General features: G+C 67.9%; 20 protein-coding genes and 1 pseudogene. 12 read left to right on the top strand and 9 right to left on the bottom strand.

The window, feature by feature from the left end; all coding sequences use genetic code 11:
• Positions 1-120 precede the first annotated feature (120 nt).
• The 6 genes and pseudogenes from FAB82_RS02170 to lpdA form a co-directional block, all read right to left on the bottom strand.
• Complete coding sequence (locus FAB82_RS02170) at positions 121-1896, bottom strand: HNH endonuclease signature motif containing protein (RefSeq protein WP_136532899.1); 1776 nt, start codon at positions 1894-1896, stop codon at positions 121-123.
• A 376-nt stretch (positions 1897-2272) separates the two neighbouring features.
• Positions 2273-3082: pseudogene (locus tag FAB82_RS02165) on the bottom strand (methyltransferase domain-containing protein); the annotation flags it as partial.
• 58 nt (positions 3083-3140) lie between these two features.
• Positions 3141-4112, bottom strand: a complete 972-nt coding sequence (locus FAB82_RS02160; protein WP_168801380.1) for a phosphotransferase family protein — start codon at positions 4110-4112, stop codon at positions 3141-3143.
• Positions 4113-4192: 80 nt separating this feature from the next.
• Positions 4193-4624 carry a hypothetical protein gene (locus tag FAB82_RS26825; protein WP_168801379.1) on the bottom strand — a complete coding sequence of 144 codons (432 nt, stop codon included), beginning with the start codon at positions 4622-4624 and terminating at the stop codon, positions 4193-4195.
• 299 nt (positions 4625-4923) lie between these two features.
• Positions 4924-6657, bottom strand: coding sequence for a 2-oxoglutarate dehydrogenase, E2 component, dihydrolipoamide succinyltransferase (sucB, locus tag FAB82_RS02155; protein WP_136532896.1), 1734 nt, complete (start codon positions 6655-6657; stop codon positions 4924-4926).
• 34 nt (positions 6658-6691) lie between these two features.
• Positions 6692-8080 carry a dihydrolipoyl dehydrogenase gene (gene lpdA / locus FAB82_RS02150; RefSeq protein ID WP_136532895.1) on the bottom strand — a complete coding sequence of 463 codons (1389 nt, stop codon included), beginning with the start codon at positions 8078-8080 and terminating at the stop codon, positions 6692-6694.
• 214 nt (positions 8081-8294) lie between these two features.
• Here lpdA and FAB82_RS02145 point away from each other — a divergent pair, with 214 nt between their 5' ends.
• Positions 8295-8624 (top strand): oxidoreductase, encoded by a 330-nt coding sequence (locus FAB82_RS02145; protein WP_136532894.1) that lies wholly within the window; start codon positions 8295-8297, stop codon positions 8622-8624.
• Between the two features lie 84 nt (positions 8625-8708).
• Here the strand turns inward: FAB82_RS02145 and FAB82_RS02140 are convergent, their stop codons facing one another.
• The gene (locus FAB82_RS02140; RefSeq protein WP_136532893.1) at positions 8709-10163 is read right to left on the bottom strand and encodes a leucyl aminopeptidase; all 1455 of its coding nucleotides are present in this window, start codon (positions 10161-10163) and stop codon (positions 8709-8711) included.
• Positions 10164-10245: 82 nt separating this feature from the next.
• On the opposite strand from FAB82_RS02140, the gene gcvT reads away from it, so the two are divergent.
• From gcvT to FAB82_RS02085, 11 genes are all read left to right on the top strand, one after another.
• Positions 10246-11346: a glycine cleavage system aminomethyltransferase GcvT gene (gene gcvT, locus FAB82_RS02135; RefSeq protein WP_136532892.1), complete on the top strand. Its 1101-nt coding sequence runs from the start codon at positions 10246-10248 to the stop codon at positions 11344-11346.
• A gap of 87 nt (positions 11347-11433) precedes the next feature.
• Positions 11434-12732 carry a Gfo/Idh/MocA family oxidoreductase gene (locus FAB82_RS02130; RefSeq protein ID WP_136532891.1) on the top strand — a complete coding sequence of 433 codons (1299 nt, stop codon included), beginning with the start codon at positions 11434-11436 and terminating at the stop codon, positions 12730-12732.
• Between the two features lie 82 nt (positions 12733-12814).
• Entirely contained in the window at positions 12815-14248 is a 1434-nt protein-coding gene (uxaC, locus tag FAB82_RS02125) for a glucuronate isomerase (protein WP_136532890.1), read from the top strand.
• A complete protein-coding gene (locus FAB82_RS02120) occupies positions 14249-15544 on the top strand; it encodes an enolase C-terminal domain-like protein (protein ID WP_136532889.1) in 1296 nt (431 codons plus the stop codon).
• A complete protein-coding gene (locus tag FAB82_RS02115; protein WP_168801378.1) occupies positions 15541-16902 on the top strand; it encodes a mannitol dehydrogenase family protein in 1362 nt (453 codons plus the stop codon). Before FAB82_RS02120 ends, FAB82_RS02115 begins: the two co-directional genes overlap by 4 nt.
• On the top strand, positions 16902-18017 hold the full coding sequence (locus FAB82_RS02110) for a Gfo/Idh/MocA family protein (RefSeq protein ID WP_168801377.1): 1116 nt from the start codon (positions 16902-16904) through the stop codon (positions 18015-18017). The genes FAB82_RS02115 and FAB82_RS02110 overlap by 1 nt, the downstream gene beginning before the upstream one ends.
• A gap of 189 nt (positions 18018-18206) precedes the next feature.
• Entirely contained in the window at positions 18207-18716 is a 510-nt protein-coding gene (locus tag FAB82_RS02105) for a hypothetical protein (RefSeq protein WP_136532886.1), read from the top strand.
• Positions 18717-18736: 20 nt separating this feature from the next.
• Positions 18737-20095 carry a hypothetical protein gene (locus FAB82_RS02100; RefSeq protein ID WP_136532885.1) on the top strand — a complete coding sequence of 453 codons (1359 nt, stop codon included), beginning with the start codon at positions 18737-18739 and terminating at the stop codon, positions 20093-20095.
• 17 nt (positions 20096-20112) lie between these two features.
• Complete coding sequence (locus FAB82_RS02095; RefSeq protein WP_136532884.1) at positions 20113-20769, top strand: vWA domain-containing protein; 657 nt, start codon at positions 20113-20115, stop codon at positions 20767-20769.
• 11 nt (positions 20770-20780) lie between these two features.
• Complete coding sequence (locus tag FAB82_RS02090) at positions 20781-22391, top strand: protein phosphatase 2C domain-containing protein (RefSeq protein WP_136532883.1); 1611 nt, start codon at positions 20781-20783, stop codon at positions 22389-22391.
• Entirely contained in the window at positions 22388-23317 is a 930-nt protein-coding gene (locus FAB82_RS02085; RefSeq protein ID WP_136532882.1) for a hypothetical protein, read from the top strand. The genes FAB82_RS02090 and FAB82_RS02085 overlap by 4 nt, the downstream gene beginning before the upstream one ends.
• Here FAB82_RS02085 and FAB82_RS02080 read toward each other — a convergent pair.
• The gene (locus FAB82_RS02080) at positions 23314-24714 is read right to left on the bottom strand and encodes a pectate lyase family protein (RefSeq protein ID WP_136532881.1); all 1401 of its coding nucleotides are present in this window, start codon (positions 24712-24714) and stop codon (positions 23314-23316) included. The two genes, FAB82_RS02085 and FAB82_RS02080, sit on opposite strands and share 4 nt — an antisense overlap.
• Positions 24715-24918: 204 nt before the next feature.
• Complete coding sequence (locus FAB82_RS02075; RefSeq protein WP_136532906.1) at positions 24919-25902, bottom strand: pectate lyase family protein; 984 nt, start codon at positions 25900-25902, stop codon at positions 24919-24921.
• Positions 25903-26154 lie beyond the last annotated feature (252 nt).

The following is a 26154-nucleotide window of genomic DNA, read 5'->3' as shown; positions in this document are numbered from 1 at the left end:
ATAGCCACCAGACATCAACTAATTCCCAGAAGGACCCTAAGTCGATCAGCGACAAGAGGTAGGGGATGGGCGGAGAGGGTTCGTCCACTCGCCGGCAGTCGAAGATCACGGTTCGGGCGGTCAACGATGGAGAGACTTTGGTGGCTGGCTGGCTGGCTGGTGCGCTGCCGGGTTGCCGGGATCGAGGCCGGGGTCGGGGGATACAAACCCCAGGCATGCCGAGGGGCCCGATCCCCGCTTCGGGGGTCGGGCTTGAGCGCTATGTGAGGTGCGCTCCCCGGCACGTTGCCGTGCCGGGCGGCCTAAGAAGGGTGGCGGGTCGTGGTCGATCTCCTTCATGGCTTCCCTGCTCATTGGCATTGTTGCGGCCGGTGATGCCGGGGCCACAGCCGGAGGTTGCAGATCGTTCGCCTTGGCGGGATTCGTGAACCGTTCCCGTGCTTTGGCCCGTGCCGCTCTGATCGCGGCTTCGTCCTCGCGCCGTTCGGCTTCGAGTGCGATGCCCCTGAGCTCGTCTCGGAGCTTCGGTGCCTGTTCCTCGGGGTAGAGACCCGTGGGGAAGATGTTCGCGATGTCGCTTTCGAACTCGGCGTCCAGGTCGGCGTCCGTGCGGTAGTCCGCGCAGCCGCAGCCATTGCCATCGGCGTATTCGCCGAGGTCGGCCGGGGCAGCCTGGTGGCCATCGTGGTGGACGATCAGGGCCTGCCCGGGGCCGGTCTTGGTGACTTCCCAGCCGGGAGTGTGGATGCGGCCGTGGTGGAACCGGCACAGCAGGATCAGGTTGTCGGCGTTCGACTTCCCACCATCGGCCCAATGCACAATGTGGTGCGCCTCGGTCCACGCGACCGGGCGCGAACAACCGGACCAGGCGCACCCTCCCTGCTGCTCAAGCTCCAGCTTCCGACGGAGCGCGGTGTTGGGGAGGCGGGCGGCGCGGCCGAGTTCGACGGCCTCACCAGCGGAGTAGTCGAACACCGAGGGGATGACCAGACCTTCGCAGGCCAGAAGGCGGGCCCTCGCGAGGGAGATGGGCCTGCCTTCAAGGAGGGGAAGGCGACCGGTGTCCTTGCCCTGCAACGTCTCGATGTCCACCGTCAGGTTCAGGGTGGCGGTGTGGCCGTGCCGGGTGGGGGCGTTGCCGGAGGCGGCGTCTCGGGCGAGGAGCTGGTGGAGTGCTTCGGCATCGCGGTTCGCCTGAGCGGGCAGAACCTCATCAGTGTCCTTGTCGCCCTGACGAGGCGGGGGAACGGCGGTCTTCAGCAACTTGTCGAACATGGCGCCCGTGTCGGCCGACAAGAGCCCGTCCAGGGCCCACATGCCCGTGCCCAGACGCGTGATCTCCAACCGCTGCAAGGACGCCTCGGTGAGGTCTTCGAACAGTTCGGCGTTCTCGGCGGAGGCGGCCTCGACCTGGGCCAGATGGGCTTCCAACTCCGCCCGGGAGGCATGCCGGCAGTACTGGGTGATCAGGTGCTCCGGAGTCGGGCACGACACCTCGGGGTCGAAGGGGGAGGCCAGCGGCTCCCGGTAGGGCAGTCTGACGACCTGCCGCAGAACCGGGGTGCGGTCCAGGAACCGGACCGCGCAGGCGACCTGATCGACCCGCGCCGATCCCGTGGTGGCGGCCTCGGCAAGGACCGTGAACTTCCTGGACAGCCTCGCGATCGCCGCGATCTCATAAGCGCTGGCCCGGCCGAACCCGAAGACGGTGACGAGCCAATCCCCGAGGCTGGAGTAGCCGTCCACATCGCGGTGGATGTTCCAGTCCTTGGCGGTGATCACCTGGGCAAGGGCAGCGGCGTGGACGGCATTCATGGTGGTGGCGAAGGCATCGAGTTCGGTGTGAATGGCTTCGGACTTGGATCGCCGGTCAGAACCGGTGCTCGTAGGTGCCATGCCTTCCACCTCCTCGAATGACACGAGTGCCTGAAATCGAAGTCGAACATTCAGACGGTTTCAGTCGTCCTGTCCTATATCAATGATCTCATGGGGACGGTCGGGATGCATCACCCTAACGGGTGAATGTGGCAGTGTTTTCCCAGCTCAATGGCCATGTACCCTGCGGTCGGGCGTGTCGCGCGGGCGCCCCTCTCCGCTCTTCCGTCGCTGATGCCTGAAGTTCGAGAAGCACGGGGCGGGGCGCCGAGAACTCCCGCCCGAGAGGTTCGCCACCGCTGCGTCGCTGATGTTTGAAGGTCGAGTGGGACGGGCCGGAGCCGGCAACCCTCGACACCACCAGGCCCGCAGCCGTCTGACCTAACTGGATCGAGGCCCGGCAGAGGATTTCGCCGTGGGGGATCATCAGCCAGGATTCCTCCGCCTCGCCCCAGGCCTTCCATGCGTCCGAGATTGCTTGCAGTTCTTCCTGGACTGCGTGACCGCCCGCTACCGCCTGCTTGGCGAAGTCGGAGTGCAGACTCCGGTCCTTCCACAAGTCGCCCCACCAACGGCGGTCCTCCTCATTCGCGAAGGTCCAAGTAGAGGACGTGGCCTCCACGGATGCTTCCGAGAATCCGGCCTTCAATGCCCAGGACTTCAGCCTGCGACCCGCGTCCGGCTCTCCTCCTCCGGCTCGGGCCACTCGCTCATAGAGGTCGAGCCAGTCGGTCAATCCCCGGGACCCCGGAAACCAGGTGAAGGCCGCATAGTCGCTGTCCCTGGCCGCCACGATGCCGCCGGGCTTGGTCACCCGGCGCATCTCCTCCAAAGCTTGGACGGGGTCTCCCACATGTTGGAGGACTTGGTGGGCGTGGACGATGTCGAAGGTGTCGTCCTCGAACTCCAGGGCGTGGACGTCGGCCACGGTGAAGTCGACGTTGGTCAGGCATCGTTCGGCTGTCAGATTCCTGGATTGGTCCACAATGGTCTCTGCGCGATCCGCTCCCGTCACGTGGCCGTTCGGGACCCGTTCGGCCAGGTCGGCCGTGATGGTGCCGGGGCCGCAGCCGATGTCGAGGATTCGGTGGTCCGCCTTCAGATGCGGCAGGAGGTATGCGGCCGAGTTCTCGGCGGTGCGCCAGGAATGCGAGCGCAGGACCGATTCGTGGTGGCCGTGGATGTAGGTTGCCGACTCTCTTGCCATGACGACAACCTACCTCCATCGTCTCACTGAATGGAAGAATGTTCTTGATATGTGGACACTAGTTCCAGCCTCGTCTTGCGGCCAGCCAGTCGGCCACCGCTATGCCGCTCCATCGCTGGTGCTTGCGGATGTAGGGGGACACTCCCGGGATCAAGTCCTCCATGGACTGCGCCAGGTAGTAGCCAGTGATCGCCGCCAGTCCGGTGTCCAGCTGGTCCTGCGATACGCCCTTGGCGGTCGGGTGGGACCAGAACAGGGATTCCGCGTCGTGTCCGTCCCCGTGTGCCGCCACCAGGAAGCAGGCCGTGTCGAACCAGGTGGCGTGGACCTGGAGCCAGTTCCAGTCGCAGATCCAGGCGCGGTCGGTTCCGAGGATCATATTGTCCGGTCGCAGATCGAAGTGCATGACCGAGTCGGCCTGGAGCGCCTCGTCTATGCCCGCATCGAGCTCCGCCAGTTGGTCCACTCGTCCTTCCAGGGCCGGCGGCAGCCAGAACGGGGCCACGTCTCCCGCCGCCACTCCCTTGAAACGCTGGAGCGATTCGTCTATCGGGACGGCGCTGACGCCCAGGTCCAGAAGCTGCTGCGGGGCCGGGGTGAGGAGGGCGGCCGCCTCCGCCCAGGCGTTCAGCATGAGCTGGAGGGACTCCGCGCTCATCGGGAGGGCCAGAGCACGCCCTTCCACCGCTTCGAAGCCCAGAACCGTCCAGTCGGCCACATCGACGGAGAATTCCAGCCTCGGGGCCGGAAGTCCTTCCGGCAGTGCGGGATTGATGCGCGCCTCCTGGACGTAGGCGCGATGCACGTACGGCTTGTCCGCTCCGACGGCCTTGATGAAGAGCTCGGCGCCCGATTCGGTGCGGAGCTTCGCCGCGAAGCCTCCGGTGAAGCCCCCGCCGGCCATCGTGATCGCCGTGGGTCGCCCACCCAGTTCCTTCTCGATGCGGGCCTGCACGGCGGCCGGAAGGGTCTCGTAGGCGGGGCGGACGGCGGTGGCGTCGTAGGGGACTGGTTCGTCGAAATCGGACATGCCCCAGTCTGGCGTGAGAGACGCGGGGCCGCAATGGATTATGGCCCCGCCGCCAGGCGGGGAGGGCGGCGAGGGCCGTGTCAGGCCCTTGCCAGGAGCGACGGAATCACCACGGGCAGAACGTAACAGCCGATGTCGCCGACGGTGCTGTACGCGAGCGCCCAACGCGCTGTCGGGAGGTCGCGGCACAGGACTACGAACGCGACCATGCAGCTGAGGGTCCGTTGGGTGTCGGTGATGAACTGGAGCCAGGCCTCGGCCTGGTCGGAGTCCGGGGCGAGGACCGCGTCGAAGAGCAGCGCGAACACTCGCTCTCCGGCCATGGAGTAGTTGGCGAGCGGGCATACGCGCAGGCGGTCGGGTTGGTGGGGCAGGATCATGCTCTTGCGGTTGATCGCGATGCTGTCGTAGGCGGGGAGGTCGGGGCCTTCTGTCGCGTTGTAGAGCTCGGTCGCGAATTCCGGGCGCTTCTCCATCAGCATTGCGAGAATCTCGTTGTACTCGATTGACATCCGAGTTCCTTACTTCCGCGCGGGGTCACAAAAGGTGGGTTGCAGGAACAACGAGGACACTAGTTGCCGGGTTACGGGTGGTCAATACAAGATGACGAGACCGTCCAGCCGGGATCGCGCCGAGGTGGGGGTCGGGTCGCCTCCCGTTGGGGGATAAGACGAACGGGACGAATCACGGCGCACGGGAATCGGGTGGACGCAACGGCGCTTCGTCCCCAAATGCCATACCGGTACAGCGCCGAGGGGGCGCGGAAGGCGAATGCCCTCCGCGCCCCCTCGGCGCTGTCTTGCTTCGGCCCTTACAGGCCCAGCTGGTGCTCGAAGTTGCCGGCCTCGATGCGCTCGGTGACCGCCGCGAGGTAACGGGCGGCGTCGGCGCCGTCGATGAGCCGGTGGTCGTAGCTCAGCGTCAGGTGCATGATCGAACGCACCGCGATGATCTCGCCCAGCTCGGGGTCGTTGATGACCCTGGGCCGCTTGACGATCGCGGCGGTGCCGAGGATCGCGGACTGGCCCAGCGGCACGATCGGCGTGTCGAACAGCGCGCCGACCGAACCGGTGTTGGTGATCGAGAAGGTCCCGCCGGACAGGTCGTCGGGAGCCAGGCCGCCAGTGCGAGCCTTGTCGGCGATGTCGGCGATCCGCTTGGCCAGACCCGGGATGTTCAGGTCGCCCGCGTTCTTGACGACCGGGACGAGCAGGCCCTTCGGCGTGTCCACCGCGAAGCCGACGTTCTCGGCCTCGGGGTAGGTGATCGTCTTCTCCTCCATGTTCATGGAGGCGTTGATGATCGGGTACTGCTGGAGCGCCTCGATCGCGGCGATCGAGAAGAACGGCAGGAAGGAGAGCTTGACGCCGTGGCGGGCGAGGAACTCGTCCTTCTTGGCCGCGCGCAGCTTCGCCACCTTGGTCACGTCGACTTCGCGGACCGTGGTCAGCTGGGCCATCGTGGTCATGGACTGAAGCAGGGCCTTGGCCGCCACCTGGCGCAGCCGCGACATCTTCTCGGTGCGTCCGCGCAGCGGGCTGACCTCGGCCTTGGCCGGGGCCGCCTTGGCGGGCGCGGCAGCGGGCTCCGGAGCCGGGGCCTGCTTGGCGTCGATGACGGCCTGCACGTCCTGCTTGCGGACGCGACCGCCGACACCGGTGCCGGTGACGTCGGCCAGGTCCACGTCGTTGTCGCCGGCCAGCTTGCGCACCAGCGGCGTGACGTAGGAGCTCGAAGGCTTCTCGGCGGACGGCACGGTCGGGGCCGGAGCGGACTCCGGCTGGGCCGGGGTCGCCGGAACGGACTCCGGCACGGCCGGGGCCGGCTTGGTCGGCGTCCCCTCGGCCTGGGCCGAAGCGGGCTCCGACTCGGGCTCGGAGGTCACCGACGGCGTCGGCTCGGCGGCCGGGGCCGCCGCGGGAGCGGCGGAACCGGAGCCGATGATCGCCAGGACGGAGCCGACATCGGCCGTCTCGTCCTCCGCGACCCGGATCTCCAGCAGCGTGCCGGCGGCCGGGGACGGAATCTCGGTGTCGACCTTGTCAGTCGAGATCTCCAGCAGCGGCTCGTCCATCTCAACGGTGTCGCCGACGGCCTTGAGCCAGGTCGTCACGGTGCCGTCGGTGACCGACTCGCCCAGCTCGGGCAGCAGCACCTCGGTGCCCTCGGCCGGACCGGAGGACGCCGCGGGCTTCGCAGCCTCGGGCTCGGCGGGCCCCGCGGCCTCGGGCGTCGGCAGCGGCTCCTGGGCCGGAGCGGCGGGCTCCGGAGTCGGGGCGGCGGCCGGGGCGTCCCCGGAGGCCTCGGACGGGTCGCCGATGATCGCGAGCACGCCGCCGATCTCGACCTCCGCGTCCTCGGCGGCCACGATCTTCAGGACCACGCCGGCGACCGGGGAAGGCACCTCGGTGTCGACCTTGTCGGTCGAGACTTCGAGCAAGGGCTCGTCGACCTCGACGGTGTCGCCCTCCTTCTTCAGCCACTGGGTCACGGTCCCCTCGGTGACCGATTCACCGAGGGCGGGCATCGTTACCGATGTCGACATCGTTTCGTTCAACTCCTGTGTGTCGTGTCTAGTCTCAGTCGTGGACGTGCAGCGGCTTGCCGGCGAGGGCCATGGCGGCCTCGCCGATCGCCTCGTTCTGGGTCGGGTGCATGTGGATCAGCTGCGCCACATCGTTGGCGTAGCCCTCCCAGTTGTAGATCAGCTCCGCCTCCCCGATCTGCTCGGAGATGCGGGCGCCGACCATGTGGATGCCCACGATCGGACCGTCCTCGACCGCGACGAGCTTGATGAAGCCCTGGGTCCTGAGGATGTTCGACTTGCCGTTCCCGGCGAGGTTGTAGTTGACCGTCTTGATGTTCTCGGCGCCGTACTGCTCCTTCGCCTTGTCCTCGTTGAGGCCCATGGAGGCCACCTCGGGCTCGGTGAAGGTCACGCGCGGAATGCCGGTCTCGTCGATCGGCACCGGGTTCAGGCCCGCGATGTGCTCGGCCACGAAGATGCCCTGCGCGAAGCCGCGGTGGGCGAGCTGAATGCCCGGGACGATGTCGCCGACGGCGTAGACGTTCGGAAGGTTGGTCAGCAGGTTCTCGTCGGTGAGGACGAACCCGCGGTCCATGTTGACGCCCTGGTCCTCGTAGCCGCAGTTCGCGGTGACCGGGCCGCGCCCGACCGCGACGAGCACGACGTCGCCCTCGACGACGGTGCCGCCGGCGATGGTGACCTGGACGCCCGAGGCGGTCTTCTCGACCTTCTCGAAGAACTTGCCGGTGTGGAACTTGATGCCGCGCTTGCGGAACGCGCGCTCCAGCTGCTTGGAGGTGTCGGCGTCCTCGGCCGCGACGAGGCGGGGGAGACCCTCGATGATCTCGACCTCGACGCCCAGGGACTTCCAGGCGGAGGCGAACTCGACGCCGATGACGCCGCCGCCGATGACGATGGCCTTCTTCGGCAGCTCGGTGAGTTCGAGCGCGTGCTCGGAGGTGATGATCCTGTCGCCGTCGATGTCCAGGCCCGGGAGGGTCTTGGAGTAGGACCCGGTGGCGAGGACGAGGTGCTTGCCGGTGACGGTCCGGCCGTTGTCGACCGCGATCGTGTTCGGGCCGACGAGCTTGCCGGTGCCGTTGATGATGTCGACCTTGTTGGCCTTGAACAGGCCCTGGAGGCCCTTGTACATCTTGGCGACGATGCCGTCTTTGTACTTGTTGACGGCGGCCATGTCGATGCCCTTGAACTCGGCCAGAACGCCGAAGTCCTCGGAGTCGCGAGTGGTGTCGGCGACCTCGCCGGCGTGCAGTAGCGCCTTCGTGGGGATGCAACCACGGTGCAGACAGGTGCCGCCGACCTTGTCCTTTTCGATAAGGGCCACGGTCATGCCCAGCTCCGCAGCGCGGAACGCGCTCGCGTAGCCTCCGCTGCCGCCGCCCAGGATGACTACGTCGTATCCTGCGTTCGGGTCGCTCATTGCTCTCCCCACTTAACGATGCTTAGGTACGGGGCCCATCCTTCCACCGGGCGTGGCTCGCTCATGACGAGACCCGATGGTTTGGAGTGTGCAACACCATTGAACTCCTCGGGAGTGCCTTCCGAAAGTCCCCCCAATGTGCGGCTGGACACAACTCTCATCGAGCGTGTGTACGCTAGATTGTTGACACCTCAACGGTGCGGAAGGAGCCGCAGTGGGCTTGTTTGGACGGAAGAAGAAGAACAACGGCACCCTGGACCGCGCGTCCGACAATACGGACCAGCGGCATCTGGCGGAGTTCATCAAGACCAGGACCGGCGTCGAGGCTTACGTAGAACCCAAGACCACCGTCACCGAGACGACGGTGATGCTGATCGCCCACGACGGGGAGTGGACGCGGCGGCGCGTCGACGGCCCGGCAGGGGCGTTCGCCTTGGGGCGCAAGCACAACATCCCGGTATACGAGGTCGCGAAAACCGGATATCCCCAGCGTAAGCGCGATTACGACGCTAAAAGGAAACTGGAGCGGCAGCGCCGCTTGTAAATTTCGCCGCACCGTCCCGCCACTTGGTCGTGAGCCGGAGTTCATGTCCGGATCGTGAGCCGCGCGGGACGGTGCGGCGGTTTCCTACTGGTATTCCTCCAGCAGCGCCACGAGCGTTCGCACCGGCACCCCGGAAGCGCCCTTGGAGACATAGCCGTACGACGAGTCCGAGTCGGCCGGCCCGGCGATGTCGAGATGCGCCCACGGGACCTCGTCGGGCACGAACTTCGACAGGAACACCCCGCCCTGGATCATGTGCGCGTCCCGCTTCAGGCCCGTCGCGCACTGGGCGACGTCCGCGATGGACGAGTCCATCAGCTTCACGATGTCCTCGGGGAACGGCATCGGCCAGCCGCGCTCGCCGGTCTGATCCCCGATGCGGCGGACCAGCTCGGTCTCGGAATCGGTCCCCATCAGCCCGAACGTGCGCTTCCCGAGCGCCACGACCTGCCCGCCGGTGAGCGTGGCCACGTCGTAGAGCGCGTCCGGCTCGTCCTCCAGCGCGCGCGACATCGCGTCGGCCAGGACCAGGCGGCCCTCGGCGTCCGTGTTGAGCACCTCGACGGTCATCCCATTGCGGATGGTGACCACATCGGAAGGGCGGTAGGACGAACCGGAGACCATGTTCTCCGCCAGCGCCACCGTGCAGGTCACGTTCAGCTCGAGCTCGAGCTTCGCGGCGGCGATCGTCGCCCCGACGACCGCGGCCGCCCCGGCCATGTCGCCCTTCATATCCCACATGCCCGCGACGGGCTTGATGGAGATGCCGCCGGTGTCGAACGTGATGCCCTTGCCGACCAGCGCGACGTGCCCCGTCGCGCCTTCGGGCCGGTAGGAGAGGCGCACCAGGCGCGGCTCGGCGGAGGAGCCGCCGCCGACGGCGAGGATGCCGCCGTAGCCGCCGGCCGAGAGGGCCTCGCCGTCCAGGATCTCCACTTCGATGCCGGCCGCGGTCGCGGCCCGCTCGATCTCGATGGCGAAGGTGGGCGGGCGCAGCAGGTTCGCGGGGGTGTCGGCCCAGTCCTTGGTGAGGGCCACGCCCTCGGCGAGGATCGCGGCCCTTGTCACGGCGGCCTCGCCCGCGCCGAGGATCGTGATCGTCTCGGGGGCGCCGTCGCCGTTGTCCTCGGTCTTGTAGCCCTCGAACTTGTAGGCGCCCAGGGCGGCGCCGGTGGCGGTGGCCTCCGGGTCGCCCTCGAACGCGAGCGCGACGGTCTCCTTGCCGAACGCCGACCGGATCGCGGTTCCGGCGGCGCGGCGCAGCGTCTCGTCGTCCAGGTCTTCGGCGTCGCCGAGGCCGACGGCGAAGACCAGCTTCGCGTCGAGGGATTCGGGGGCGGGCAGCCGCGTCAGGGAGGAGGCTTTGCCGGTGTTGTCGAACGCGGCCAGGGACTGGGCCAGGCGGCCGCCGAACGCGGCGTCCAAGGTCGCGGCGCTCTCGGGGATCACCGGCGCGTCCTCGCCGGCGAAGACGCCGATGACGAGGACGTCAGCCGACTGGGCGGCGATGTCTCCGGAGGCGCTGATCAAGTCAGTCAACTTGCATCCTTCTCATGTAGCTTCATCGGGGACCAAATGCTCCGATCCTAGCGACCGCCGGACTCAGGTTAGAGTCTGTTACATGTCTGAGACGTCGCTGATCACCTCGCCGCTTCACGCCCGCCACGTCGCCCACGGGGCGAAGTTCGCCGAATTCGCCGGCTGGGACATGCCGCTCCAGTATTCGAGCGGCGTGCTCGCCGAGCACGAGGCGGTCCGCACCTCGGTCGGGGTCTTCGACGTCTCGCACCTGGGCAAGCTGTGGGTGGACGGACCGGGCGCGGCCGACTTCGTCAACTCGTGCATGACCAATGACTTCGACAAGGTCGAGCCCGGAGGCGCGCAGTACACCCTGTGCTGCGACGAGACCGGCGGCGTGGTCGACGACCTCATCGCCTACCGGGTCTCGGGCGAGCGGGTCCTGCTGGTTCCCAACGCCGCCAACGCCGCCGAGGTGGCCGGGCGCCTGGAAGCCGCCGCACCGGATGGCATCGAGATCCGCGACGCGCACCGCTCGCTCGCCGTCATCGCCGTCCAGGGTCCCGAATCCCCGCGCATTCTCGAACACCTCGGCCTGCCGCACGACCACGAGTACATGTCCTTCAAAGAACATCAGGTCGACGACGGCGCCTACATCGTCTGCCGCTCCGGCTACACCGGCGAGACCGGATACGAACTGGTCGTGCCCGCCGAATCGGCGGTCGACCTGTGGGACGCGATGCTCGCCGCCGGCGCCCACCCCTGCGGGCTCGGCGCCCGCGACACCCTGCGCCTGGAGATGGGCTACCCGCTCCACGGCCAGGACCTGAGCCTGGACATCACCCCCGTGCAGGCCCGCCTGGGCTGGGCGATCGGCTGGGACAAGCCCGCGTTCTGGGGCAAGGAAGCACTCGCCGCCGAACGCGCCGCCGGACCGAAGCGCAAACTCTGGGGCCTGGAGGCCATCGGCCGAGGCGTACCCCGCGCCCATATGAACGTCCTCGACAGTGCTGGCGAAGACGGTGACTCGGTGGTCGGCGAGACCACCTCGGGCACCTTCGGTCCCTCGCTCAAGAAGGGCGTGGCGCTGGCGCTCATCGACGTCGCCTACAAGCCGGGCGCCGAGCTCGAACTCGACGTGCGCGGCCGCCGCCTCGCCGTACGGGTCGTCAAGCCCCCCTTCGTGAAGGCGTCCACCAAGTAGACACACGCAACCCCGGTACTTGTCTGCAACGAAGTTCTTCGATAGCGTTTACCAAAACCTCGCTGACGAAGGAGTCACATGTCAGGCATGCCGAAACGCTATGCCCTCGTCGGGACCGGCTCACGCGCCTCGATGTACGTCAACGCCCTGATCGAGCGTGCGGACAAGGCCTCCCTGGTCGCCCTGGCGGACACCAACGCCCACCGCATCGGCGTCCACACCGCCGCGATCGAGGCGAAGGGCCACCCCGCCCCGGCCGCCTACGACGCCGCCGACTTCGACCGCCTCCTGGCCGAGACGAAGCCCGACACGGTCATCGTCACCTCGGTCGACGCCACGCACCACGAGTACATCCTGGCCGCGCTGGCCGCCGGCTGCGACGTCATCTGCGAGAAGCCGCTGACGACCACGGCCGAGCACGCCGCCGAGATCCTTGAGGCCGAAGCGAAGTCGAAGGGCACCGTCACGGTCACCTTCAACTACCGATACAACCCCTTGCACGAGAAGGTCGCCGACCTCCTGCGCGAAGGCGCGATCGGCGAGATCATCTCGGTCGGCTTCGACTGGCTGCTCGACACCCGCCACGGCGCCGACTACTTCCGCCGCTGGCACCGCGAGAGTGCGAACTCCGGCGGGCTGCTCGTCCACAAGTCCGGCCACCACTTCGATCTCGTGAACTGGTGGCTTGATTCCGCGCCAATACAAGCGTTTGCAAAAGGTCGCCTCGCCTTCTACGGCGAGAACGGCGAGCGGAACGGGCACGACCGCGGCTACGCCCGCGCCACCGGCGACCCGGCCTCGGCCGAGGACCCGTTCGCGCTGCGTCTGGACGACAACGAGGGCCTGAAGTCGATGTTCCTCGACGCCGAGTCCGAGGACGGATACATCCGCGACCAGAACGTGTTCGCCCCCGGTGTCACCATCTACGACGACATGATGTCCCTGGTGGACTACGAATCCGGCGTGACGCTGTCCTACCGGCTCACCGCCTACTCGCCTTGGGAGGGCTACCGGGTCCACTTCAACGGCACCCAAGGGCGCCTTGAACTCCTGGTGGTCGAGAACGACCACGTCAACCCGGCCGCCCACGGCCCCAACGGCGCCTCGCTCCACGGCGCCGAGGCCGCGGCCGAGCAGGGCTGGTACGAGCTGACCGTTCATCCCCTGTGGACCAAGCCCGAGCGGATCGATGTGGGCGAGTACCAGCGCAAGGGCCACGGCGGCGGCGACGTCCGGATGCTCGGCGTCCTCTTCGACGGCGACACCGACCCGCACGACCGATCCGCCAACGCCCAGGACGGCATCAACGCGCTCGCCGCGGGCCTCGCGTCCAATGCTTCGATCGAGTCCGGGCAACCCGTTGTCGTCGCTGAATTGTTCAAATAGGAGTCACTATGAGCCCGCACCCGTCGCCCCACCCGACCGGCGACGCTTCGCGCCGCCTCTCCCCAAACCGGAGTAAACACTGATGAGCTTGCACCCCGATCGGCTGTTCCCGGCCGATGAGCGCACTCGCGCCATCGCCCGCGAGATCCACCAGCGCACCACCGACCTGCCCCTGGTGTCACCCCACGGCCACGTCGACCCGCGACTGATGTCCGAGAACCAGCCGTTCCCGGACCCGGCGCGGCTGTTCGTCATCCCGGACCACTACCTGACCCGGATGCTCTTCAGCCAGGGCGTCACGCCCGACCAGCTCGGCGTCCCCTCGGTCGACGGCTCGCCGTCCGAGGTGGACGGCCGCACGATCTGGCGGCGCTTCGCCGAGCACTACCACCTGTTCCGCGGCACCCCTTCGAAGCTGTGGCTCGACTACACCTTCGCCGAGGTCTTCGGCATCTACAAGAACCTCAACGCCGAGACCGCCGACGAGTTCTACGACCACCTCTCCGTGCGCTTGGCCGAACCGGACTACCGGCCGCGGGCCCTGTTCGACCGGTTCAATATCGAGGTGCTGGCCACGACCGAGACGCCGATCGACTCGCTCGACCCCCACGCCGCACTGGCGGGCATGGCCGCCGGGAACGGGCGGAGGTGGGGCGGCAAGGGCGGCAAGGTCATCACGACCTTCCGGCCCGACAACCTGGTCGAACCCGATTGGCCCGGCTGGGCCGAGCGGGTGAAGCAGCTCGGCGAGATCACCGGAGAGGACACGTCCACCTTCGACGGTTTCCTGGCCGCCCTCCGGGCCAGGAGGCAGGACTTCATCGCAGCCGGGGCGACGTGCTCGGACCACGGCAACGCGACCGCCGGCACCGTGGACGACCCGGTCAAGGCCGCCCAGATCTTCGACAGGGCGATTCAGGGCGAGGCGAGTTACCTCGAGATGCAGAGCTTCCCGGCGCACATGCTGATCGAGTTCGCACGCATGAGCGTCGAGGACGGCCTGGTCATGCAGCTGCACCCAGGTTCGCTGCGGAACCACAACGAATGGCTTTACAAAGGCTGGGGCCGCGATGTCGGCGGCGACATCCCGCGCGCGACCGAGTACGCGCGCTCCCTCAAGCCGCTGTTGGACGCCTTCGGCAACGACCCGCGCTTCCGACTGGTGCTCTACACGCTCGATGAGACGACCTTCAGCCGCGAGATCGCCCCGCTGGCCGGCGGATACGCCGCGGTGTTCGCCGGCGCCCCCTGGTGGTTCCTCGACTCGCCCGAGGGCATGATGCGCTTCCGCGAGGCGATCCACGAGACCGCCGGGTTCTACAACACCGCCGGGTTCGTCGACGACACCCGCGCGTTCTGCTCCATCCCCGCCCGCCACGATGTCGCCCGCCGCGTCGACGCCGCCTACCTGTCCCGGCTCGTCGCCGACCACCGCATGACCGAGGACGAGGCCGCAGAGGTCGCGGTCGACCTCGCCTACAACCTGCCCCGCAAGATCTACGGCCTGGAGAAATAGATGACCAAGATTGAACGCCTGGAAGTGCACGACGTCCGATTCCCCACGGCCGCGGACGCCGACGGTTCCGACTCGATCAACCGCGCCGACTACTCGGCCTGTTACGTCGAGCTGTTCACCGACGGAGGACCCACCGGGACCGGCTTCACCTTCACCGGCGGGCGCGGCAACGAGATCTGCGCCGCCGCGGTGAAGGCCTTCGAGCCCCTGGTGGTCGGCAAGACGGTCGAGGAGATCTTCGCCAATCCGGTCGAGTTCTCCCGCTCGCTCAGCCAGGAGCCGCAGATCCGCTGGCTCGGCCCCGAGAAGGGCGCGACCCACATGGCCGTGGGCGCCATCGTCAATGCCGTGTGGGACCTGCGCGCCAAGCTTGAGGGCAAGCCCATGTGGCGGCTGCTGGCCGAAATGGACTCCGCCGAGCTGGCCGCCCAGATCGACTACCGCCACATCGTGGACGAGCTCACCCCGGCCGAGGCCGAGGCCATTCTGGACGAGGGCCGCGTCGGCTACGAGGACCGTCTCAAGGTCCTGGAGGCCGACGGCTTCCCCGCGTACACCACCTCGGTCGGCTGGCTCGGCTACTCCGACGACAAGGTGCGGGCCCTGACCGAGCAGGCCGTCGCCGACGGCTGGAGCGCCGCCAAGATGAAGGTCGGCTCGCCCGACGTCGCCGACGACGTGCGCCGCGCCGGCATCATCCGCGACATCCTCGGCCCCGACCGCCTGCTCATGATGGACGCCAACCAGATCTGGTCGGTGCCCGAGGCGATCGAGAACATGAAGCGGCTGGCCGCCTTCGACCCCTACTGGATCGAGGAGCCCACGCACCCCGACGACATCCTCGGGCACGCGGCGATCGCGAAGGCCGTCGCCCCGATCCGGGTCGCCACCGGCGAGGTCGCCGCCAACCGCGTCATCTTCAAGCAGCTGCTCCAGGCCCAGGCCATCAAGGTCTGCCAGATCGACGCCTGCCGCGTCGGCGGCATTCCCGAGGTCCTGGCGACCCTCCTCATGGCCGCCAAGCACGGCATCGACGTCTGCCCCCACTCCGGCGGCGTCGGACTGTGCGAATACGTGCAGCACCTGGGCATGTTCGAATACCTTCGAGTCGGGAAGACTCTGGAGGGCCGCATGATCGAGTACGTCGACCACCTGCACGAGCACTACACCGACCCGGTCACGGTCGTTGACGGCCGCTACCGGCTGCCCACGCAGCCCGGCTACTCGGTCACGCTGAAAAACGAGTCCATCGCCGAATTCTCCTTCCCGAACGGACCGGCGTGGCTGCGCTCATGAACGACGTTCTAAACAACGACCATCTGAAGCGGCTGCCCGAGGACGTCACCGTCCCGGGCGGCCGCCCTGAACGCGGCGGCGTCCTGCACTTCGGCGCCGGGGCCTTTCACCGCGCCCACCAGGCCGTCTACACCGACGACACCGACTGGGGCATCACCGTCGCCGCCCCTCGGTCGCGCGAGGTCATCGACGCCCTCGCCGCCCAGGACGGCCTCTACTCGGTGGCCACCCTCGGACCCGGCGGCTCCCGGTACCGCGTCATCGGATCCATCGTGGACACCCTCCACGTCGCAACCGAGACCGAGCGGGCACTCGACCTCATCGCCTCGGCCCAGACCCACGTGATCACGCTGACGGTCACCGAGAAGGCCTACACCGACCCCGCCGGCATCCCCGGGCTCCTCGCCGCCGGGATCGCCCGCCGGGCCGAGCAGGGCGGACCGCCGCTCACGATCCTGTGCTGCGACAACCTCCCCGACAACGGCAAGACCACCAGGGGCGCCGTCGAACCGCTCCTCTCCGGCGCCGCACGGACCTGGGCCGACGGGCACGTCACCTTCCCCTCCAGCATGGTCGACCGCATCGTCCCCGCCTCCACCCCGGCCACCTACGACCGCGCGTTCGAACACCTCGGCGTGGTCGACGCCGCCGCCGTGGAGGCGGAACCGTTCACCCAGTGGGTCATCGAGGACGACTTCGCCGGGCCCAGGCCCGCGTGGGGCGCCACCTTCACCGTCGACGTGGCCGGCTGGGAGCGCCTGAAACTGCGCACCCTCAACGGCGTCCACTCCACACTGGCCTACCTCGGGGCGCTCGCCGACATCGAGACGATCGCCGGCACCCTCGCGATGCCCGGAGCCAGGAACTTCGCCGAGCGCTTGATCGCCGAGCAGATCGCGCCCAGCTTCACCGCTCCCGACGGGCAGGACCCGCTTCGCTACGGAGACGACGTCCTCGAACGGTTCGCCAACCCCGGCATCAGGCACCGGTGCCTCCAGGTCGCCATGGACGGCAGTCAGAAGCTCCCGCAGCGACTGTTCGCCACCATCGCCGACCTCGCGGCCGCCGACATTCCGCGCGAACTCATCGCGCTCCCGCTGGCGGCATGGACGCGGTTCTGCGCCGGTACGTCCGATTCCGGTGCGGCCCTGCCGCTCGACGACCCCCTCTCCGATGTGCTGCGCCAGAGCCTTGCGGCGGCTGGGGGAGGACCCGCCGCCCGTATCGACGCTATCTTGGGGGTCCGACACGTCGTCCCCGAATCCGTCGCGGACGATCACGAACTCCGCCTCGCCGCGACGAAATGGCTGCTCGACCTCGACCGGCACGGCGTAGCCCCCACCTTGGAGAGCATTTAATGGATCTGCGCATCCCCCGCATCGCACTCGTCGGCGCCAACGGCTACGGCCTGCACCACCGGCACAATCTCGAACCCAAACGCCGCGAAGGCAAGGTCGAATTCGTCGGCATGTGCGACACGGCCGACATCATCGAGAACGCGGACATCCCCATCGGCGACGTCCCCGTCTTCGACGACGTGCAGCGGATGCTCGACGCCACCGACCCGCACATCGTCATCATCGCCACCCCGCCCCCCACTCACCTGCCGATCGCCACCCTCGCGATGCGCCACGGCGCCGACGTCTACCTGGAGAAGCCCCCCGTCGCCAACCTGGACGAGTACGCCCAGCTCTACGCCATCATGGTGGAGACCGGCCAGAACGTCCAGGTCGGATTCCAGGCCCTCGGCTCCCACGCCTTCGGTGCGCTGCGCGACGCCGTCGAGGCCGGCCAGCTCGGCGAGATCCAGTCCGTCGGTGTCGCCGGCTCCTGGCAGCGGGCCGACTCCTACTACCGCCGGTCCCCTTGGGCCGGAAAACGAGAGGCGAACGGCACCCCCGTCGCCGACGGCGCCTTGGCGAACCCCTTCGCGCACGCCTCCCAGCAGGCGCTCGCCGCGGCGGGGGACTGGCCGTTGGCCGGGTCGATCGAGCTGGAGCGGCTGCGCTGCCGCGAGCAGATCGAAGTGGACGACACGGCCGTGTGGCGCGGGAGGAACAAGGGCGGCGTCGACATCACCGTCGCCGTGACCCTGTGCGGCGAGCGCAAGCTCGAAGGCGACGTCTACGTCAAGGGCTCCGAGGGCGAGGCTTGGCTCGAATACCCCACCGACCGGCTGCGCCTGCCCGGCGACGACGAACCGAAGACCTACGGTCGCACCGACCTGCTCGACAATCTCATGCTGCACCGCCAGCGGGGCGTGGGCCTCATCTCGGGGCTGCGCCGCGCCAAGACCTTCACAGCCGTGCTGGAGACCGTCCTGAACGACCCGCTGCCGCGGCTGGTCGGCGAGGAGCACCTCCGCCGCGTCGGCGAGGACCCCATCGCCATCCTGGACGGCGCCGACGTCGCGGTCGAGCGCGCGGCGAAGGAGAACAAGCTCTTCTCGGAGCTCGCCCTCCCCTGGGCGTAACGCGGTCGGGACCCCTCCCGGGGGACCGGGCGCAGACTCGGGATGAGCGCTACCCGCTTTACCACGCGAAGTGGACTTGCTTTGTCCAAGTAGAGTGCTCACTGTCCGTTGTTGTCCCGTACCCCCGGGAGATCTTCTGTGCTACCTGGACGACGTGACCGCCGCCGCAGCATCGACTCGTCTTCGCCGATGTCGCTGGCGGGCTGGCTCTTCGCCGATCTCGCCCTACTGCTGTTCATCATCACCGTCGCCGTCGCCGCGGACTTCCCGTTCGACACCGCCGATGCCTCCACCGAATCCGTCGAATCGCCCTCGCCGACACCCTCCGAGGAACCCTCGCCCAGCCCCACCGCCGAGCCTGGCGTCGAGTCAGAACCTCACGTGTTCTACGTGGACACCGACGCCGACGGGATCATCTCGGGCGACGACAAGGCCGAGGACGGCCTCACCGGAAAGCTGCGGGACGACTTCGAGGAGCTGGTCGACCAGGGTTACACGGTGGGCTTCGCGCTGACCTTCGGCGGCGCCGCCGAACCCGGCTACGGCGGCGACCTGGCCGAGGCCGCCAACAAGGTGCTGCGGAAGGCCTTCCCCGAGCTGTTCGGCGACGCGCCCACCCGCCACTTCTGGACGGTGAGCGGCAAGGGTGACATCAAGGAAGGCACGCTCCAGATCGAACTGTATTTGCTGGCCGTCTAGACGCCCCCGGAGTGAAAAGCATGATCTCCTTCCCGAACGCACCGGCCGTGAAGGCCGCGCCCACCCCGTCGCCGCCCCGGCCGATGTCGGAGTACGGCCCCGGAACCGCCGCCGCCAAGGTCACCGCGAAAAAGCTCGAAGACCTGGCAACGCGCGGCGACCACGCCGAGCGGGGCCGCCAGCTCCGCTCGCTCGCGGCGGCGCTCCGCGACCCCGACGAGGCGCTGCTGTGGCGCGAGGTGCCGCTCCACGACGCCTTCGCGGGCCTTGAATTCGAACCCGAACCCCGGTCCCGCAGCAGGCTGCTGCAACCGCTCCACATGCTGCGCGGCGCCGTCATCTTCCTGCCGCTTCTGGTGTCCTGGTGGGGCATCCACGGCGCGGTCAGCGCCTATGGCCAACGGCTCGCCGCCGATCCCGACCAGGGCGCGCAGACGTTCTTCCGGGAATGGCTCGGCGGCTTCGGCGGCGACCTGTGGCTCAGTTTCGACCGCATGGCCGCCGTCATCGTCGGCTGCGTCCTCGCCCTCATAGCCGTGTCCATCGCGTCCGAATGGTTGCAGCGGAGAGCGATCGGCGAGGAGGCCGAGCTGCGGGGCCGGTTCGACTACGCCCTGACCGAAGCGGCGCTCCACCTGCGGGCGGCACCGGGCGCGACGACCGAGGACGCCGAACGACAGCTCAAGGAGATGGTGAGCCGCTCGGCCGACCTCATCCAGGCCCTGCTCGACGCAGTCAACGCGGTCCAAGGGGAACTGTCCGAGCTCGAAGCCTCCAGCGGCGAGTTCCGCACCGTCATCACCGGACTCGAAGGCGGCGCCCGGTCCATCGCCGCGGCCACCCACAAGCTCGACACCACCGTCTCCAACGAACAGAACCGCGCGGCGCAGGCCTTCCACGACGCCGGGACCGCCGCCGCGGCCGAGATCGCCGCGGCCGCCGACGGCCTCCGAACCGGCATCGCGGAACAGCAGGACCAGGCGTCACAGGTGCTGACCCAAGTCGGCGCCGCCGTCACCGAAGCGGTCGGACAGGGCGAGCGCCACCGCGACGCGCTCGGCCGCATCATGCGGGACGGCCGCGACGAGGACGCCCGGGCCCTGGCCGAAGCGATCGCGCAGCGCCAAGGGCAGCTCGCCGACGAATTGCGGCGCGCAGGCGAGGACATCGCCGCCAAACTCACCGGCGCCGTCGAGATCGAAGTGGACCAGCGTCTGCGGGCCCAGCTCGACGCGATCGGCCAGACCAACCGCCAACTGAATATCGCAGTGGACGCACTGGCCCAGTCCGTCCACCACCTCGGCCAGACACTGGGGCAAACGAACCTCCCAGTGCCCGTGCAAGAGCCGCCCAAGCCCTGGTACAAGTTCGGGCGCTAAACAGGAAAGGCGAAACCATGGAGCAAGTCCTCCCCTTCTATGTCGTCTGCGACGAGTCCTACTCGATGCTGGACAACATCGACGCACTCAACGACGGCCTGCGCGAACTGCACACCGCCGTCGGCTCCGACCCCGTCGTGGCGGACAAGACCCGGTTCGGCGTCATCGGCTTCTCCGACGACGCCGAGATCCTGCTCGAACTGTCCGACCTCAGCGAGGTCACCCAGATGCAGGGCCTCGCCGTCAAGGGCGGTACCAACTACGGCGCCGCGTTCAAACTGCTCCGCCAGACCATCGACGGCGACGTGGCCAAGCTCAAGCAGGATGGATGCAGGGTCTACCGGCCCGTCGCATTCTTCCTGTCCGACGGGCAGCCCAACTACGACTGGAAGACCGACTACGACGCCCTGATCGACCCGACCTGGAAGGCGCGCCCCAATATCGTCGCCTTCGGATTCGGCGATGTCGACCACGCGACGATCGCCGATATCGGCACCTTCAAATCATTCGTCGCCGACAACTCGATCAGCCCCGGTGCCGCCCTCCACGAATTCGCCGGCGCGCTGACCAAGTCCATCGTCCAATCGGGCACGAACATGAAGGACGGAGAGGTGAACCTCCAAGTGCCCGACGAGGTACCGGGCTTCACCCAGCTGAAGGCCGAAGAGCTCTGAGAGGGCCGAACATGACCGACCGCCGACTCGACCTGGCGACTCCCGCCCCCCGAGCCGCCTGGGGAGACCGGGAGGGGCCCTGGATCCCCGACACCATCGGCCGCACCGCCAGGGCCGCCGAAGCGGCCTGGAAGCCCGACCCGGACCCGCGATTCCCCGACACCGTCCTCGACCACGGGACGGTCGGCGACATCACGGCGATGGCCTGCGCCGCACGCGGCGCCAAGCACCGTTTCGAGGGGACCTCCAGAGAAGACGCCGCCATCGCGGTCGAAGCGGTGGGATCGTGGGCGCTGGCGGCGGTGGCCGACGGGGTGGGCTCGGTGCATGACAGCCGGCTCGCTTCGGAGGAGGCGGTGCGGGTCTTCGCGCGCTACATGTCCCGCCGGATCGCAGACTCCGGGGAGCGAGCGCTGACGCAGGGTTCCGGCCTGTTCGGAGAAATCAACCGCGCGCTCGGCAAACTCACCGGGCCGAAGACGACCCTGACCGTGGCCGTGGTGGCGGCGCACCCCGACGGCACCGGTCGGTATCCGTTCTGGGCGGCGAGCGTGGGCGACAGTCCCGCCTATCTCATCAGCGAAGGGGAGACCCATGGGCTGCTCATCGCCGAGCGCGAGGACGAATTCGGGACCGCCACCGCCGCGTTGCCGAACCATGACATCGCGAACGTCTTCAAGCAGATACGCGGTGAACTGCTGCCCGGTGAGGCACTCATGCTGGTCAGCGATGGCATCGGCGACCTCATGGCGTCCGAGGGTCCACAGCGGTACTTCGCCGATAACTGGGGCTTGGTGCCGAGCCCGCTCGACCTGATGCGCCAGGTCCAGGTTCGGTCGCGGGGGTTCGACGACGACCGCTCGGCCGCTGTGCTCTGGGCCGTACCGGAGAACGCGGACAAGGCCCCATCGCTGAGACCGAGTGCGGCGATGAAACCCGGTGGTCCGGTGGTCCGGGACGTCGAGCTGAGCGCGGCCCAGACGCGCGGTCTCGAGGTCAGGGCCGCAGCGGCTCGCGGAGCGGTCGCCGCCGCCGAGGGCCGGGCCCGGCGGTCCCGCGTCTCGCTCCTCGAATACGGCGACCGCCTGGTCGCCATCGCGACCGCTCCCGTCCGACCGGACGCTGCCGAGGCGGCCGATCTGTGGGCACGCACTTTCAAGGAGACCGCCGACAACCGTCCACTTCTCGACCCCTTCGAGGACTGGTGGGCCCCGAGAGTCTGGACCCAGGCGCTGCGTTCGCTGTCAGAGAAGGACCCGAACTTCGATTCGGGTGCCGTGGCGGCGACGATCCTGTGCGTCGAACCTGCCTCAGACGGCATGGTCGACTACACGCTCAGCCACTCGGCGGGCCTGTCCGCCTCGATCGCGGGAGCGGGACTCCACAGGGAACTCGCCGAGCTGCGTTCGCCGGAACACCATCACGACTACGGGGAACACGAGCTGTGGATCTACTCCGACCGGCTCGCTGAGGACCAGACCCTGCTGCTCACCTACGGGATCGATCCGGCGTGCATCGCCGAGGCGGATTCGCGCCCGGGACCGCTGCAGACTTTCGACGTCGTCGACCGGGAAACCGGGGACGATGACCAGTTCATGGTGGCAGTTTGGGGAGCGCGATGACCTACCAGGACGAGCCCACCAGCCTCGAAGAGCTCGGTCAGCTCACCAAGCTCGCCGACGGTGGTCAGGGCACCGTTCACCGTGCCGCTCTCATGCCCGGGGAACTCTACAAGCGCTACCACAATCCGCAGGAGCTCAACGTCGCCGAGCTCAAGCGGCTCGTCCGCCGCGTCTACGCCGAACCCATGCCCGAGCACGCCCGCGAGCTGATCCTGCACAGCACGGCCTGGCCGACCGGTGTGGTCCTGGAGCAGGGCAAGTACACGGGCATGACCATGCCCGAGGCCGCGTCGAAGTTCACGGCCCAGATCGGAGGCAGGTCGAAACTTCAGGAACTTCAGTACCTGATCTTCGGCCGCAAGCCGATCTGGGGCGAGGGCCTGGTGCTGCCGAACCCGGACCAGCGCCGCGAGCTCGTGCTCGGCTTCGTGCGGCTGTTCAAGGCGCTGCACGACGTCGACATCATCATCGGCGACGTCTCACCGCGCAACTTCCTGTGGAGCGTGGAGCCGCACCCGACCGTTTACGCCCTCGACTGTGACGGGTTCAGGGTCAACGGCTACGACCCACCTACTCCACAGGCGCAGACCCCCGACTGGGAGGACCCCGACCAGGAGACCGGTCGGGCGACCTTCGAGAGCGACCGGTTCAAGTTGGCGCTCTTGGTGATCCGAGTCCTGCTGACCGAGCCTAAGACGACGCCGAAGGACGTCGCGTCAGACCCCGTGCGCCGGGCGCAGCTCGGCGACCGGGTGGCCGAGCTGGCGGTGCGGGTGGCCGACGGCGAGCGGTGCCACGCCGTCGAGTGGCTGCACGCGTTCGACAACCGGCCCACGCTCCAGTTCGATCCGGTGAAGCCGCCGCCGGAGCGCGGGCAGCCGGGACCCCGGAAAGGCCCCGACCGCCCGACGCTGGACTTCGGTTAGCGGGCGCCGGCGCCTCCGCTCACGATGGAGGCGACGTTGGCGGGCGTGTCCAGCGAGAAGCTGTACGGGACGCTCCCGACCGACCCTCGGGAGGTCGGGGTCGGGGAGCTGACGACGTGGTTGTTGCGGGAGACGACGTTGCCCGCCGGCGAGGACCCCTGGCCGAGGTCGACAGTGCGGTTGCAGTTCTCGAAGTAGTTGCCTTCGACGATGACGCCGGCCTCCTGCGTGGTCGCCACGCAGTACGAGCCGATGTTCCGGTAGTAGTTGTTGTAGACGTGCACCGGGTTGCCGAAGCGGACGCGCGGCGTGCGCTGGTTGGTGCCGTTGAAGTAGTTGTGGTGGTAGGTCACCCGCAGGTGGCCCCGGTCCTGGCTGCCGTTGTCGTCGGAGTGGCCGAGCAGGCAGGTCTTGTCGGTGCCGTTGAACCGGTTCCACGAGACGGTGACGAAGTCCGAGCCGCGCTTGATGTCGCACGCGCCGTCGTATCCGGTGCCGAAGGTGTTGTGGTCGATCCAGATGCGGGTCGACCCGTCCTGGATGTTGATCGCGTCGTCGCCCCAGTTGTCGAACGTGAGGTTCTCGATGATGACATTGCTGACGCCGTCGACGTCGAGGCCGCCGCCGGTGATCCTCGCGCCGGAGTTGCCGATGATCGTGGTGTTGGAACCGACGTCGTTCATGCCGGACAGGTTGATGGTGCCGCTGACCCGGATGACTTTGGCGGAGTTGCCGCTCATCGCCGAGACCAGCGCCGAGGCCGAGGAGACCGTCTGCGCTGAAGCGTTGCCGCCGCCGGTGGTGCCGCCGTTCTGCGTGGCCCAGCCGACCAGGCCGGTCTGGGCGGTGCCGACCGGGACCAGCTGCCACTGCTGGTTCCAGCCGCCGGCCGGGTCGTACTGGGAGATGCGCGAACCGGCCGAGGTCGACCACTCCCACACGTCGAGCGCCTTGCCCGAGAAGCGGTTGACGAAGGTCGCGTAGCCGCCCGACTCGCTGACCTGCCACTGCTGGTTGGTGGCGTTGAGGTCGGTGTACTGGGCGATGACGGCCCCGTTCTCGGCGTTCCACTCCCAGACGTCGAGCACCTGGTTCGAGTGCCGGGCCTGGATGCGGTAGTAGCCGCCGCCGGAGTCGACGAAGCGGAACTGCTGGTTGGTCGCACCGGAGTTGGCGTACTGCACGATCTCCGTGCCGAGAGCGGTCCGCGACCCGTAGACGTCCAGGACGAGGCCGGAGTGGCGGGAGTGGATGAAGTACCAGGTGCCGGGGGTGACCGCCTGCGCCGGGGCGGCGGCCCACAGTCCGGCCGAGGCCGCCACCGGCACCGCCGCGGTGAGTCCGGCGACCTTCCAGAGGCGCCGCCGTGAGTACTTGGCGCCGAAGAGATTCGACATGATCGCACTGATCCTTTCGGAGGGAGGGGGAGTTAGGTCGACGTATCGACATAACTCGATATCAGCAGAGTAGACCCACCATCCGAATCTGTGCAAGCCTTTGCCTAGCGGTGCCTCAAAAAAGTCTCCAAAGTAGATACGAACGGGGCCGACGATGTCTCGTCGGCCCCGTCTGACGTCAGACGCCTTCAGTGTCCAGAGTGGCTAGGAGGCTCCCGCACCGCCGGAGACGGTATCGGCGATCCCCTCTGCCGATTCGACCGGGAAGTCGTAGGGCAGGTCGGTCGAGACCTCGCCCGCGGTCTCCGGCTCGCCGGAGTTGACGAGGAAGTTGTCGATCGCCACCAGGCGGCCGGGCTCCGAGTCGCCCTCGCCGATGTGAACCGGCTCGGCGACGTTCTCGAAGTAGTTGGCCTCCAGGATGACCCCGGCGTCCATCGTGGTCGCGACACCGTAGGAGCCGATGTCGAGGTAGTAGTTGTTGACCACGTGCACGCCGTCGCCGAAGCGGACCCGCGGGTTGCGCTGGTTCGTGCCGTTGAAGAAATTGTGGTGGTAGGTCACCAGCAGGTGGCCGGTGTCCTCGTCGCCGTTGTCGTCCGAGTGGCCGAGCAGCATGTTCTTGTCGTGCCCGTTGAAGACGTTCCACGACACGGTGACGAAGTCCGAGCCGTGCTTGATGTCGACGCAGCCGTCGTAGCCGACGCCGAAGGTGTTGTGGTCGATCCAGACGTTGGACGACTGCGACTGGACGTTGATGGCGTCGTCGTCCCAGTCGTCGAAGGTCAGGTTCTGGATGATGACGTTCGAAGCGCCGGAGACATTGAGGCCCCCGCCGGTGATCGTCGCGCCGGAGTCGCCGATGACGGTGGTGTCCGAGGCTACGTCGTTCATCCCGGAGATGGAGATCGAGCCGCTGAGTCGGACGATGAGGCCGCCTTCGCTGATGGCGGCCAGGAATTCGTCGGCGCTGGAGACCGGGGTCTCGGTGGAACCGCCGGTGACGCCGCCGTTCTGGCTGCCCCAGCCCAGCGGGCCTTCCTGCTGAACGCCTACATCGCTCTGAGTGGCGTCCGATTCCGTGGCGCCGGCCTCGTCGGCGCCGGCGTTCTGGGTGGCCCAGATGCCGATGCCGCTGGCTGCCGCCGCGGCGCCCGCACTGGAAGCAAGGAGCACGCGCCGCTTCATGCGCGGAACTGCCGGGTTGGTGCTCACGTTTCCGTTCCTCTCGTAGATGGACTAAATCTATTGAATTGTGTCGATATGTTACCGACGCCATCCATGAGATGCAAGCGGTTGCGCGAACTAATCGCCCGAAGGCATGCAAAATGGTTTGAACCGTATTGCCGCCCTTGGCGATCGCCCGCGGAGGTCCGTGCCGGGATGGCTCCGCAAGGGACATGTCGCTGACATATCGATCTCCTGTCTATCACATAACGC

Origin of the sequence: Glycomyces buryatensis, assembly GCF_004912275.1 — a bacterium.
Classification (GTDB): domain Bacteria; phylum Actinomycetota; class Actinomycetes; order Mycobacteriales; family Micromonosporaceae; genus Glycomyces; species Glycomyces buryatensis.
This window is presented reverse-complemented; position numbering and strand designations above follow the sequence as displayed.